Origin of the sequence: Bacillus haikouensis (assembly GCF_013179555.1) — a bacterium.
Classification (GTDB): Bacteria; Bacillota; Bacilli; order Bacillales; family Bacillaceae_B; genus Rossellomorea; species Rossellomorea haikouensis_A.
The window spans coordinates 1-14,163 of sequence record NZ_JABMCR010000099.1 but is presented as its reverse complement, the minus strand read 5'-3'; the positions used below and the strand labels follow the sequence as shown (position 1 = coordinate 14,163).

The following is a 14,163-nucleotide window of genomic DNA, read 5'->3' as shown; positions in this document are numbered from 1 at the left end:
GCAGCCTGCTCGATACAGATAGTCACCCCTTGAGCCGTCGCTTTTTCACGCCCTTGAGAGCCGCCGAGCACGATCGGTTTCCCGGTGATGAAGCCAGGTGAATCATTTTCACGGAGACGGCTGTACTCATCCATCATCCACGCCATGATTTGCGAGTTAGTATATACGTCAGGAGCTGGGATGTCTTTTGTCGGTCCTACGATCTGACTGATTGCGCGTACATATCCGCGGCTTATCTTTTCAAGTTCAGTGAAAGACATCGTACGGGGATCACAAATAATCCCGCCTTTTCCTCCTCCATACGGCAGATCGACGATACCGCATTTTAGACTCATCCACATGGATAATGCTTTTACTTCTTCCTCATCCACCTCAGGGTGAAAACGCACGCCTCCCTTGGTCGGACCGACTGCATCGTTATGCTGCGCACGATAACCCGTAAACACCTTGATGCTGCCGTCATCCATTCGTACTGGAATCCGGACGGTCAACATGCGGATCGGCTCTTTCAAGAGTTCATACATTTCCTCGGAATAGCCGAGTTTTGATAAAGCATCATTAATGACATGCTGTGTAGAAGTAAACAGATTAAGGTTTTCTCCCATTTTAAACATTCGCCTCTTTATTATGTGATCTGAAACGTAGTAATTGTAACACAATACCTAGTACGAAACCATTAGCATTTCAAAAATTATTCATTCTTTTTAAAGCGCTTTATATGGACACTAATTATCTATTCATGGACAGGGTAAAACGTGAATTTTACGGTATATTCCCGCTTATGCCCAAGTATGTTTCCGATCTTACTTTGAAAGTACCTTTTTGATGCGCTCAATTGCCCAATCAAGCTCTTCTTGGGAAATGACGAGCGGAGGAGCAAAACGGATCACTGTGTCATGTGTTTCTTTGCAAAGCAGTCCTTCCTCTTTCAATTGTTCACAATATTTACGTGCCGGTTCATGAAGCTCGACTCCGATGAATAACCCTCTTCCGCGAACTTCCTTAATCATAGGGTTATCTATCTCACGAAGTTTACTCATGAAGTATTCTCCCAATTCCAAAGAGCGTTCAGCAAGCTTTTCATCAAGCAGGACATCAAGTGAAGCGACTGATACTGCACAGGCCATCGGATTTCCGCCAAACGTGGAACCGTGGGAGCCAGGATTGAATACACCAAGTACTTCATTGCTTGCTACCACACAGGAAATCGGGAATACCCCTCCTCCCAGTGCTTTCCCAAGGATATACATATCAGGATCGACATCTTCCCATTCACATGCAAACATTTTGCCAGAACGGGCAAGACCGGCCTGGATTTCATCTGCGATGAACAGGACATTATTTTCTTTGCAGAGCTCGTATGCCGCTTTCAGGAAACCTGCAGGCGGAATGACAATCCCCGCTTCACCTTGAATCGGCTCAATTAAGAACGCAGCTGTATTCGGAGTGATCGCTTTTTTAAGGGCATCAAGATCGCCATAATTGATCAGGTTGATTCCTGGAAGCATCGGTCCGAATCCTCTCTTGTATTCTTGTTCAGAAGATAGGGAAACAGCCGTCATCGTTCTTCCATGGAAGTTTCCGTTACACGCGATGATCTCAGCTCTGTTTTCTTCTACGCCTTTCACATCATATGCCCAGCGGCGAGCTGTTTTGATGGCTGTTTCAACTGCTTCGGCACCCGTGTTCATAGGAAGCGCCATGTCTTTTCCTGTAAGTTTGCAAATCTTTTCATACCATGGAGCTAATTGATCATTATGGAATGCGCGGGATGTTAACGTCACACGATCTGCTTGATCTTTGAGTGCTTGAATGATCTTGGGATGGCGGTGTCCCTGATTCACAGCGGAATAGGCACTCAGCATATCCATGTATTTGGTTCCTTCGGGATCCTTCACCCACACGCCCTCAGCATCTGAGATAACAATAGGCAGCGGATGGTAGTTTTTTGCACCATACTTTTCTGTTTGTTCAATAATCGAATGTGTACTCACTGACATATCAAAGTTCCTCCTTAATAAGAATGTGCAGAAGGCTATTCAGTATAGCTATCCTTCTGAAAATACTTTTGTTATAAAAAAGCTGCAGTTTACAGTATCCATTTATCACTGCAACGATCAAACTGCTTTTACACAAGGATGGAGCCTCTTTAACAAAGGCTCCTCCCTATTTACATGCGGTATTAAAGTGTTTCTGAAGTTGTTTTAGCCTGCATGTGAAGAAGCAGGTAGTCTGGGCCGCCCGCTTTGGAATCGGTACCTGACATATTGAATCCGCCGAATGGCTGGTATCCAACGATCGCACCTGTACAGCCTCGGTTGAAATACAGGTTACCTGCGTGGAAGTCTTCACGTGCCTGTTCGATTTTCGCACGGTTATTCGTGATGACAGCACCGGTCAAACCGTAGTCTGTGTTGTTTGCAATCTCAAGCGCGTGATCGAAATCCTTTGCTTTGGAGAAGGCTACAACTGGTCCGAAGATTTCTTCCTGCATAAGACGTGCTTCAGGATGAACATCTGCAATAATTGTCGGTTTTACGAAGAATCCTTTGGAGTTGTCTCCCTCGCCTCCGATCATCAGCTTGCCCTCTTCTTTACCGATTTCAATGTAGCTCATAATTTTATCAAATGACGCCTGGTCGATCACTGGTCCCATGAAATTATCATTATCAACCGGATCACCAACCGTTAATTCTTTCGTCAACTCAACTGCACGCTCAAGAACTTGGTCGTATACATCTTCTACGATCACTGCACGAGAGCAGGCAGAGCATTTTTGACCTGAGAATCCAAATGCAGAAGCAACGATGGATTGGGCTGCAAGCTCAAGATCCCCTTCGCTGTCTACAACGATTGTATCTTTACCGCCCATTTCAGCGATCACTCGCTTCAGCCATTTTTGCCCCTTATGGACAACTGCAGCTCTTTCATAAATTCGCGTACCCACTTCACGTGAACCTGTGAATGAAATTAAGCGTGTCTTAGGATGATCGACTAAATAGTCTCCTACTTCAGAACCGCTTCCAGGAACGTAGTTGATGACACCTGCAGGAAGTCCTGCTTCTTCCAATACTTCGATGAACTTCGCTGCTACAACGGATGTTGTTGAAGCTGGTTTAAGAAGTACTGTGTTACCCGAAACGATTGCCGCGACAGCTGTACCAGCCATGATCGCAAAGGCAAAATTCCAAGGAGAGATGACTACGCCCACTCCAAGCGGAATGTAATTGAACTGGTTGTATTCACCAGGACGGCTTTCTACAGGGAACCCGTCTTTAATACGAAGCATCTGGCGCCCGTAATATTCCATGAAGTCAATTGCTTCAGCTGTATCAGCATCCGCTTCCTTCCATGGTTTACCGGCTTCCTTCGTTAATAAAGCTGAAAATTCATGCTTACGGCGACGAACAATAGCAGAAGCACGGAACAGGATGTCTGCACGTGTCTCAGGCTTTACTTTACGCCAGGAATTGAACGTATCATAGGCAACATTCATTGCTTTCTCAGCAAGGTCTTTGTCTGCTTTTGAAACGCGTCCGATAAGCTCTTCTTTGTTCGCCGGGTTGACTGACACAATTTTATCTTCAGTCGTCACACGCTCACCGCCGATTACGAGCGGATAATCTTGACCCAAGTAACTTTCTACTACTCTTAAACCTTCTTTGAATGCTTCCTGATTCTCTTTATCCGAGAAATCTGTGAATGGTTCGTGCTTGTAAGGAATCATTTGGGTATTTCCCCCTTTAAACAAAGATTTTTATTCATCCTCTATGACGAGGCTAGAAAACAAACGCGCAAAAAATATTTGCATTTAGAAAACCCTTACACTTATAATAATGCAAAAGATAGTTGCATTTTTCAAGAGTTTTTTAAAAATTTTTTCATTAAGCGCTTTCAATTTATTTTATTTTACTCGAATAATGATTTTCACGGATTAATGTAACTTGGCAAACAACGAAACCGTATTTAATAATCGAGGAGAGAGACAGCATGCAGAAATTCGAAAAACGTTTATATATGTATGAAAAAGTAGCTGAACATCTCGAATCAGGTGTCCATGTGATCGACTCAAGGGGCAAAACCATCATCTACAATCGTAAAATGCGTGAAATCGAAGGCATGGAAATCGAAGACGTACTTGACAAAAACCTGCTTGATGTATTTCAATTTCATTCGGAAGAAGAGAGCACACTTCTTCAAGTCTTGAAAACAAAGGAACCTGCGCTCAATGTCAAACAAACCTACTATAATATAAACGGAATTGAAATCACGACAATCAATGATACCTTTCCGATTTTTCATGAAGATTCGCTGGCAGGTGCAATCGAGATCGCGCGCGATGTCACGATGCTTGAGAAAATGATGCGCGATAACCTTCATAAACGGACGAACAGCCTTTATACATTTGACAGCATCATCGGCGGCCATGCACGTTTACAGGAAGCAGTGGAAACCGGGAAAAGGGCTACACGAACCTCTTCTCCCGTTTTGATCTGCGGGGAAGCAGGTACAGGGAAAGAGTTGTTTGCACAGAGCATACACAATGGAAGCTCCCGTTCCGATCGTCCGTTCATCTCCCAAAACTGTGCTTCCTTACCGCAAGATATGCTGGAAAGCCTCCTTTTTGAAGGAGATGAAAATGCGGCGAGTAATTCCGGAAAAGAGCATCATCAAACCCTTTTCCAGCAAGCAAAGGGCGGAACATTGCTGCTCGATGAAATCAACTCTTTAACCACTTCCCTTCAACGAAAACTGGTAAACATCCTGCAGGGAAGTACAGATCTTCCGTATGATGTCCGCGTGATTGCAACGGTGAATGAAGATCCTATCGACGCAATCGCTGAAGGACGGCTGTTAAAAGATTTATATTACCGTTTGAGCATCGTTTCCATCTTCATCCCTTCTCTCCGTGACCGGAAGGAAGACTTGAAAGAGCTGATCTCATTCTTCATCAGTCAGTTCAATCACCACTTCACCATGAACATCAGAGGACTGACGGAAGAAACAGAAAACATTTTCCTGAAATATGAATGGCCGGGAAATGTAAGAGAATTGGAACATGTAATCGAAGGAGCATTCAACCTGGTCGGATCTGATGAAATAATCGATTTCAATCATCTTCCAATCGGATTCAGGCAGCGCTTGCAACATATCTCTTCAAACCCGAAAGTCCAGGAAGAAACAGACTTTCTCTACCAGGCGGGAATCGACATCAAACCATTGGAAGTATTTGTTGAGGAAGCAGAAACCTACTATATTCAAAAAGCTTTGAAGCATCATGAATACAATATTACCAAAACCGCAAAATCGCTTGGCATGAGCCGGCAGAATCTGCAGTACAGGATGCGGAAGTATGGGATTGAGCGCGGGGGACGGTATTGAGTACGAATCAAAAGACTGGTTGAGAGGAGAGCCATGCCCGTTTTCGGTGTGTGGCTTTTTTGAGTATAATTCCTTGGATGATTGTTGTCTTGATGTCGGAATTTGTAGACTTTGGAAGAATTGTTGATAAATGAAATTTTTTCGTTGATAACTATGAAATAACGTTGATAATCGAAATTTAATCGTGGATAAAATAATTTTATTGTTGATAATAGAAAATTAATTGTTGATAGAATGCAATTTTCGTCCTCCCACTTCGATCACCATTTTCACTGTACAGTTTCTTCACTGATCTTCCCATTCCACACTAATCGCATCATTCCAGTGAAAAAAGAACCAGCCCACATCCCCAGCTGCCGCCCGAGAAAAGACTGGTACTAAATGAATCTTTATTTCACATACTGCAAGTAAGGAGCTAAATCCACTCCCACTCCCTCAGCAATCTTCTTGCCAAGTTCTTCGTCAGCACGGTAGAAGTTACAGATTGCACGGAGCGCAATTCTTTCACTGACAGCACTCAGTTCATTTGTAAGGTTTTTGACCAGCTGCGCTTTCACTTCCGGAGTGTAGCTTCTGTACACCTTGCCAGCCTGACCGAAGTCATCGGTTTTCTCAATTTTTTGGCGGCCCCTTTCACCATACATCGGCTGGTTCACTTCAGTGTAGCCTTCCACTTCTTTGGGCTCCTCGTCATAGCTGTTCGGCTCGTAGTTGATCGGGGTTGTTTGCTGCTTGAATGGCATCGCGCCATCTCTTTGATTGTTATTGACTTGGGCAAATGGACAATTGATTGGAAGCTGCTGGTAGTTCGCCCCGATTCTGTAGCGCTGTGTATCTGAATATGAGAATAGTCTTCCTTGAAGGAGCTTATCTTCAGATGGAAGCATTCCGTTCACTAATACACCCGGGTTGAAACCGACGGATTCCGTTTCAGCAAACACGTTCTCCGGATTTTTCTTTAATATCATCGTACCTGCGAAATGAGACGGGATTTCATCCTCTGGCCAATCCTTCGTCGCATCCAGCGGATCGAATTCGAAGGAATCGATATCCATCGGATCCAGCACCTGTACATATAAATCCCATTCAGGGTAATCGCCATTCTCAATCGCTTCATATAAATCCCGACTCGCATGGTTAAAATCATTGGCCTGAATTTCCGCCGCTTCCTCATACGATAAATTCACCAGACCCTGCTTTGTTCTCCAGTTCAATTTGATATATACGGTATTTCCTGCCTCATTCACCCATTTGAAGGAGTGGACGCTCGAACCGCGCATCTGGCGGTAATTCGCCGGAATTCCTTCGTCCGTAAATAAATGAACAAGCATATTTGTCGATTCAGGTGAAAGCGACATGAAGTCCCAATAGCGCTCCCCGTCCTGAATATTTGTTCGCGGATCAGGCTTCAACGAATGAACCATATCCGGGAACTTCATTGCATCGCGGATAAAGAAGACGGGCAAGTTATTCCCAACAAAGTCCCAGTTACCTTCATCCGTGTAAAACTTCACCGCAAATCCGCGGGGATCCCTTAATGTTTCAGGGGAATGCTGTCCGTGAATAACCGTTGAGAAGCGTGCAAACACAGGTGTTTCTGTACCGGGATCCTGTAAAAATTTCGCTTTCGTATATTTTTTCATGCTGTTTTTCGTGATGAATATTCCATGAGCCCCTGCCCCTCTTGCATGGACCACTCTTTCAGGAATCCGCTCTCTATCAAAATGTGCCAGTTTTTCAATCAACTGATAATCTTCAAGTAAACCAGGTCCTCTTCGCCCCGCTGTCAACGAGTTCTGATTATCCCCGATCGGTGCACCTTGGTTTGTCGTTAGTTTTTTTCTCTCCATATTAAACACTCCTAATAAATTAGAATTATTATTAAGTAATTATATTTATATTCTAATCAATTGAGAATGAAAGTCAATAACAATTTATAATTATTTTAAATAAATAATTGTTAAAAAGAGAGACTGACAAAACGTAAATAATACTATAAAGACGAGCATTGTCAGGTTACACAACATTATTGTAGCTAAACACCACTTTTGATTTCCGTTTTCCTTAATAGACTTCGCTTTACGCGGGCGGCCGCGGCCCTCCTCGTCGCAATGCTCCTGCGGGAAGGAAAGCGGAGGCGGCTCGCTCAGCCACCGGAGCTGGACAGGTCTCACCTGTCTCGCTTTTCCCTTAGGAGACTGCGTCTTGCACTCCAGTCAATCGCCGGGACAAGCTGAAATGAACAACGTTCTTTTAACAGAATCCATTAAAAAATCCGAACTCACTCGTATTCTAATCAAAGAATTCGAATGAAAGTTCGGACTTTTTTTATCGGCTAGAATACATTTGTCCCAGCCTTATTAATATTTGTTGGTTTTTTCTTTCAGAGAATTGAACTGGTAAACTAAGACTTTATCAATTCAGAATCCGTAATGAATCTTAATCCTTCTGTGGATTCTAAAGAGAATACGCCTCCTCTTCCAGGTTTCACGTCCAATATGATCTTGAAATGCTTCCAATACTCATACTGTTGTGAGTTCATATAGAAAGGACAATCGGCAGCAGTACCCACTAACACATCGCTGTCACCTATGATCAAATCACCCTGGCTCAAACACATCGGGGAACTTCCATCACAACATCCTCCTGATTGATGAAAAAGCAGCGGTCCGTGCTTGCTCTTAAGCTTATCAATCAATTGAAGGGCCTGTTCTGTCGCCTCGAGTCGATTTTCCATTTTAGAAGAATCCTAACTTCTTAGGGCTGTAACTAACTAATAAGTTCTTAGTTTGTTGATAGTGTGTCAGCATCATTTTATGATTTTCACGACCGATACCGGACATTTTGTAGCCGCCGAATGCTGCATGTGCCGGATATTGGTGGTAGCAGTTTGTCCATACACGTCCTGCCTGAATTTCTCTGCCGAATCGGTAAGCAGTATTCATATCACGTGTCCAGACTCCGGCCCCAAGCCCATACAATGTATCATTGGCAATTTCAAGTGCTTCTTCCTTGGTTTTGAACGTTGTCACCGAAACAACAGGTCCAAAGATTTCTTCCTGGAAGATGCGCATGCTGTTGTCGCCTTTAAATACAGTCGGCTTCACATAGAATCCTGTTTCGTGTTCGCCTTCCAATTTATTTTGCTCTCCGCCGATCAGACATTCAGCTCCTTCTTGTCTGCCAATTTCTATATAAGAAAGGATCTTATCCAGCTGTTCTTCTGAAGCCTGGGCTCCAAGCATCGTTTCGGTATCAAGCGGGTTCCCCTGCTTGATTTGTTTTACACGTTCAATCGCCCTGTCCATGAACTTGTCATAGATAGATTCCTGAATCAACGCTCTTGAAGGGCATGTACATACTTCGCCTTGGTTAAGAGCGAACATAACGAAGCCTTCCACCGCTTTATCAAGGAAATCATCGTCTTCATTCATGATATCCTCAAAGAAAATATTCGGTGATTTACCACCCAGTTCAAGTGTAACCGGAATGATATTCTGAGAAGCATATTGCATGATCAGGCGTCCTGTCGTCGTTTCACCAGTGAATGCCACTTTTCCAATACGCTTACTTTGTGCAAGAGGCTTACCTGCTTCGACACCGAAGCCCTGGATGACATTCAGTACTCCTTTTGGAAGAAGGTCCTGTATCAACTCCACCAGAACCATGATTGAGGCAGGAGTTTGTTCAGCCGGTTTTAGAATGACACAGTTGCCGGCAGCAAGTGCTGGAGCAAGCTTCCATGTAGCCATTAAGATAGGGAAGTTCCAAGGAATGATCTGTCCCACTACCCCGATCGGTTCATGGAAATGATAGGATACCGTATCTTGATCAAGTTCCCCGACGGAACCTTCTTGAGCTCTGATACAGCCTGCAAAATAACGGAAATGATCAGCCGCTAACGGTAAGTCTGCAGCCAAAGTCTCACGTACAGGCTTTCCATTATCCCAAGTTTCAGCTACCGCAAGCATCTCAAGGTTTTCTTCAATGCGATCTGCAATTTTATTTAAAATAGATGATCTTTCAGCTACTGATGTTTTCCCCCATGTATCTTTTGCTGCATGTGCAGCATCCAGCGCCTTTTCAACATCAGATTCATTCGAACGGGCGATTTTTGTGAAAACTTTTCCTGTTACAGGCGATACATTTTCAAAGTACTCACCATTTGTTGGCGGCACGAATTCTCCGCCGATGTAATTGTCATACTTATCCTTAAATTGAACCAGTGATCCTTCTGTATTCGGATTATTATAAAGCATTCAAGTCCCTCCCGATTGTATGTATACCTATTATTTTAAGCGCTTTCATTCATCATTATATTCCAAAAAGGAGGTACGGACAAGTATATTGTTTAAAAATTCTATATTTTCCGTTAAATATCAGGGGATACTTCCCAAAAAAAAAAGATGAATTCAGTCCTTCTGAATCCATCAAATATCCTGACTACTTATTACTATTTTTGTACGAAGTGGATGCCGTCAAATTGTCATCGGTCATGATGTGAGGATGGCTTTTTTCCAAGACTGATTGCATATCTTCAGGCATTCTGGCTGCCTCATATGCACATACCACTTTCAGTCCGTACTGTTGAACTGCTTTATCCGTTTCTTTTTCAAACCAGTCAACGATTTGAGAAGGGTCTTCAAGCAATCCCCATTCTACGTTTGCCCATGATCGAAAAGGTATATCTTCCTCTAAATACGGAGTGATCGTTTTTGTCATCTGTTCGAAAACGCCAGACGTTTCGTAGCTTCCCCTTGTTAGATAGAATTCAAAGTTGCTGATCACATGAATTTTTTCTAATTGATCACTAGTTAAACGATTCCCTAATTGTTTTAAAAGTATCTTCAGATTTCGTTCATTTTCAATAAGGATAACAGTATCCCCGGCCTCGATCCCCCGGTAATATAAGTAATGGCGTTTTTAATATAAGCTTCTCCATCTACGTAGGAGTACAAGACGTGAGCACACGTGTTTCGGTTTATTATTTCACATTTCAATTTGTATCTCCCCCTTCACCCTTTACTCTTTCTATCATACATAACTTCGGTCCTAACCGTCAGAAAACCTTTATATAATAAAAAACCACCCCGGCTCATATGTTGAGGGGGCGGTTTTATAAAGGAATTACTTCTTGATTAGGTCTTCGCGCTCTGATTGCTCGATCCACTCTTCAAGCTTGTCTTTAAGTGTGTTGAAGCCAGCTGGAGTCGTTTCTTCAGCTGCTGGTTTCACACTTCCTTGACGGCGGGCTTTTTTCGCTGCTGCCGGCTTAGCTTGTGGTGCAGGAGCTTCTTCTGTAGCACGGATTGAAAGGCTGATTTTACCAGCTGATTCATCCACTGATAATACCTTTACCTTTACTTCGTCACCTACTGAAAGGTGCTCACTTACGTCTTTAACGAAGCCGTGTGTGATTTCCGAGATATGGACAAGTCCTTGAGTTTCTTCGTCTAATGCAACAAACGCTCCGTATGGCTGGATGCCTGTAACTTTACCTGTTACAACAGATCCTGTTTCGAATTTTGTAGTCATGGTAACACTCCTAGTATATATATTATTTTTCTCTTTTACACGCAATTTTAGATTATACCATAGTTTATGGGTTTCGGCAAAAAGGAATTGTGCAGGTGTGTAGATCCGTCCTCCCCGCACGTCTAAAATTACGCATCTCACTAGTTATGTTTCCCTATTTATCTTTTTATTAACACATTTATCACTTGCTGAAATCACTGGTTTTCATCAATCATCTCAACCTCTGATGAAATGATGACAGGAGTATGCTGGATCCAGCGCTCAGGTTTCACATAATTTACTTTCTGCAATTCATGCAGCACCTTTTTTAAACTTTCTGCTGTTTTATATGAAGAATAATGCTCAGAAATATACTCATACGCTTCACGCACTTCCGGTTTCAACTTGCCGTCCTCATGAAAGATCGGCTGGTTGACGCCGCCTTTCACAAAATGATGATACAAAAGTTCATATTCGTGTTTCAATTCATTTCTGAATCGTGAGTCCTCCGGCAGATCCTTCAACATTTCTTCAAGTAACATAAGGCGGTCCCCTGCTTCATTCCAGCCTGTCGTGAATTCTCCAGCTTTCAGTACTGGGGACTGGTTAGTTTGGATATATGAGACATATACTTCCGGAAGGGCATGGTTGGAAATCATATTCACATACTCAAGGTCGATGGACGTTTCGAGTGTGTCTTCCTTTTTATTATAAGTGAGTTTTACCGCATTGTTGGTGATGCCGCCAAGCATGGTTCGGAATTCAGGGGGATAATGCTGAATCGCATTCAAGTCTTTCATATTGATTTCACCTTTTTTGATGTGAGGTTTCCACCACTCTTTGTATTGATTCAGTTTTTCTTCATAAAGCGGAAGCAAACTTCTCTGCTTTTCTAAAAAATCTTCCGTCCAAACTTCCGCTTCCATCATTTTGACTCCGCCTTTAAGGGAACCAATCATCATACCAGGGGTCCTTAAAGATTCTTCAATCCTTTCCTTCCCGCTTTTTACCCACTCCAGTTTCTGATCAAGAGGGTATTTCCGTTTAGAGATTGTTTCTACATATAATAAATGTCCTTGAGCATCCTTATAGAGCTGTGTTTGGCTGAAGGTTGACTCATTCAAACCAAGCCTTGCCATCGCTTGTGTTTTGCGCAGTTCATAGAGCGCTTTTGCATCCTCTATCTGTGCCCCCAGCTCTTCACTTGTTTCATTGCTGTATCCAGTCTGGGATGATTGCGGATCGGATTGCCCAGGTTCACCCTGACTCCCATTGCCCATCGACAATTGCAGTGCGAGTATAGTCCCGATCAGAAGGACTCCTATGAAGCTTGCTGCATAAGGCCAGTGGATGAACGGACGGGAACGTTTCTTCCTGGAGTGGGACTGTTCTTTTCTAATTGCAGAGATGATTGCAGCGGAATCTGTCTGCGGCGGCAGTTTTTTATACGAACGATCTAATAATTCCAGCCTTTTTTCAAACATTTTATCATCCATTGATGGTTCCCTCCCTTTTCTCCGCTTCCTCGAGCAGTTTTTTCAACAAGCTTTTTCCTCTCAGCAGCCTGGTTTTGATCGTAGACAAATTGACTGACAGGATATCCGCTATCTCTTCGTATTTTTTTTCATGAAAATAGTAGAGGATGATCGGAGCTTTATACTTCTCGTCGAGCTTTTGGAGACATTCATGAAGAACCCGGTCTTCTTCTTCTCTCAGAACCCGCACGTGAGGGGCTGATGACGATTCCACCAACGGTTCGTTCATCACCTTCTCTATCCTTTTACTGTACTGACTTTCTTTTCGTTTAAAGTCCCTTGATACATTTAACGTTATTTTATAAAGCCAAGTTGTGAATTTCGCATGAGTAAACCCGTCAATGAACCGGTACACCCTGATGAAAACCTCCTGGCTGATATCCGGTATGTCGTCAATGTGGTTTCCCATCTGGTAAGCAAAACGTTCCACGATGGGAGAATGGTCGCTGATCAGCTTGCTGTAGGCAGAAAGATCACCCTGTTTTGCTTTATCTATGAGATGAAAATCGTCCACTGCTGTGTACTCCTCCTTCTTTTCTGACTCTTCTTTCCTATGTAACGTAGCCTGGATCGCTTTTGTTTCAAAAAAAAGAGGGTTTTCTTCATTAGAATTGGATAAATATATGATATCATTTGTAAATTATTTACGATCCTGGAGACAAAAAAATAAACCCCCTGCCGAAGGGGATTTATTTTTCAGTGTTATATTTGCGCATTTCCACCATTTTCTTCCGATGCTTTTTCAAATATGGAGCCGCGTACAGCCAAAATGCTGCAAGATGTGCGAATGCAAAGTTGAAGACAAATAAACTCCAGAATGTCACATGGCCCCAGCCGCCCATTTCTGGAACAGCAATGTAATAAATGAAAATTGCCCATAATGCTAATAAAAATGGAATATGGAGCAGCGCCCATTTCCTGTGTTCAATCCATAAGAATAACGGGGTGGCAGTGGCAACGAATAAATATACCATAAACATATCCATAATTGATCCCTCCTGGTTTAAGCGCTTACAATTTTGACTAATTAATGTCGAATTCATGTCTAATTTGTGAACGTTCCGTTACCATTAGTATACTACATTTTGCTGACTTTTCCAGCCCGTTTTTAAATAAACAGGCATTTTTTCATGTTTAAAACGTTTTCATCCATACTAAGGGGAGAAGATATCGTAAATAGTTTAAAAAATGACTGTACTCATTACATTTACCACCAATTCTAATATATATTGAAAATTTAAATATCTGGTGTACATGGCATTAAAAACATAGTAGTATGGAAAAATCATTTTGTTTTTTGAAAGGAGTAACGTTATGGCAAAGAAACAACAGTGGTCCTCTAAGATAGGATTTATTCTTGCAGCCGCCGGCTCTGCCATCGGCCTTGGGGCAATCTGGAAATTCCCATATATGGCAGGTGCGAATGGCGGGGGGGTCTTCTTTTTACTTTTTATCATCTTTACAATTCTGATAGGGACACCTATTTTACTTGCAGAGTTCGTCATCGGCAGAAGGGCAGGCGCCGATGCCGTCACTTCGTATAAAAAACTCGCCCCCGGCTCAGCCTGGCACTTAATCGGATACCTTGGCACGATCGTTTCTTTCATCATCCTGTCCTTTTACAGTGTTGTGGGGGGCTGGATTCTATCCTATCTTGCCAGAAGCTTTACTGGATCTCTTTCCGGCATGACCCAGGAACAGTACGGTGCATTGTTTGAAAGCATCATTGCAA

13 protein-coding genes are annotated in these 14,163 nt (G+C 42.9%); 2 read left to right on the top strand and 11 right to left on the bottom strand.

All coding sequences use genetic code 11. The features are described 5' to 3' along the window. From HP456_RS11280 to pruA, 3 genes are all read right to left on the bottom strand, one after another. A partial coding sequence (locus HP456_RS11280; RefSeq protein WP_172251086.1) for a Glu/Leu/Phe/Val family dehydrogenase occupies positions 1–614 on the bottom strand: 614 nt, incomplete at its 3' end. Positions 615–803: 189 nt separating this feature from the next. Further along, positions 804–2,000, bottom strand: coding sequence for an ornithine--oxo-acid transaminase (locus HP456_RS11275; protein WP_172251084.1), 1,197 nt, complete (start codon positions 1,998–2,000; stop codon positions 804–806). Positions 2,001–2,182: 182 nt separating this feature from the next. After that, on the bottom strand, positions 2,183–3,727 hold the full coding sequence (pruA, locus tag HP456_RS11270; protein WP_172251082.1) for an L-glutamate gamma-semialdehyde dehydrogenase: 1,545 nt from the start codon (positions 3,725–3,727) through the stop codon (positions 2,183–2,185). 263 nt (positions 3,728–3,990) lie between these two features. Between pruA and HP456_RS11265 the strand changes: the two genes are divergently transcribed. Further along, positions 3,991–5,382, top strand: coding sequence for a sigma-54 interaction domain-containing protein (locus HP456_RS11265; RefSeq protein ID WP_172251080.1), 1,392 nt, complete (start codon positions 3,991–3,993; stop codon positions 5,380–5,382). A gap of 389 nt (positions 5,383–5,771) precedes the next feature. Here HP456_RS11265 and HP456_RS11260 read toward each other — a convergent pair whose 3' ends face one another. The 8 genes from HP456_RS11260 to HP456_RS11225 form a co-directional block, all read right to left on the bottom strand. Continuing rightward, complete coding sequence (locus HP456_RS11260) at positions 5,772–7,232, bottom strand: catalase (RefSeq protein ID WP_172251078.1); 1,461 nt, start codon at positions 7,230–7,232, stop codon at positions 5,772–5,774. Between the two features lie 554 nt (positions 7,233–7,786). Further along, positions 7,787–8,119: a DUF779 domain-containing protein gene (locus HP456_RS11255; RefSeq protein WP_172251076.1), complete on the bottom strand. Its 333-nt coding sequence runs from the start codon at positions 8,117–8,119 to the stop codon at positions 7,787–7,789. Position 8,120: 1 nt separating this feature from the next. Further along, a complete protein-coding gene (gene exaC / locus HP456_RS11250) occupies positions 8,121–9,641 on the bottom strand; it encodes an acetaldehyde dehydrogenase ExaC (protein WP_172251074.1) in 1,521 nt (506 codons plus the stop codon). A 184-nt stretch (positions 9,642–9,825) separates the two neighbouring features. Then, positions 9,826–10,278 carry an MEDS domain-containing protein gene (locus HP456_RS11245; protein ID WP_172251088.1) on the bottom strand — a complete coding sequence of 151 codons (453 nt, stop codon included), beginning with the start codon at positions 10,276–10,278 and terminating at the stop codon, positions 9,826–9,828. A 231-nt stretch (positions 10,279–10,509) separates the two neighbouring features. After that, positions 10,510–10,917 (bottom strand): S1 domain-containing post-transcriptional regulator GSP13, encoded by a 408-nt coding sequence (gene yugI, locus HP456_RS11240; protein WP_172251072.1) that lies wholly within the window; start codon positions 10,915–10,917, stop codon positions 10,510–10,512. 194 nt (positions 10,918–11,111) lie between these two features. Next, positions 11,112–12,392, bottom strand: a complete 1,281-nt coding sequence (locus HP456_RS11235; protein ID WP_172251070.1) for a hypothetical protein — start codon at positions 12,390–12,392, stop codon at positions 11,112–11,114. Continuing rightward, entirely contained in the window at positions 12,385–12,945 is a 561-nt protein-coding gene (locus HP456_RS11230; protein ID WP_172251068.1) for an RNA polymerase sigma factor, read from the bottom strand. Before HP456_RS11230 ends, HP456_RS11235 begins: the two co-directional genes overlap by 8 nt. Positions 12,946–13,120: 175 nt before the next feature. Then, entirely contained in the window at positions 13,121–13,417 is a 297-nt protein-coding gene (locus tag HP456_RS11225; protein WP_172251066.1) for a spore morphogenesis/germination protein YwcE, read from the bottom strand. 328 nt (positions 13,418–13,745) lie between these two features. On the opposite strand from HP456_RS11225, the gene HP456_RS11220 reads away from it, so the two are divergent. Continuing rightward, positions 13,746–14,163 (top strand): sodium-dependent transporter (locus tag HP456_RS11220; RefSeq protein WP_172251064.1); only part of this gene is annotated, 418 nt, incomplete at its 3' end.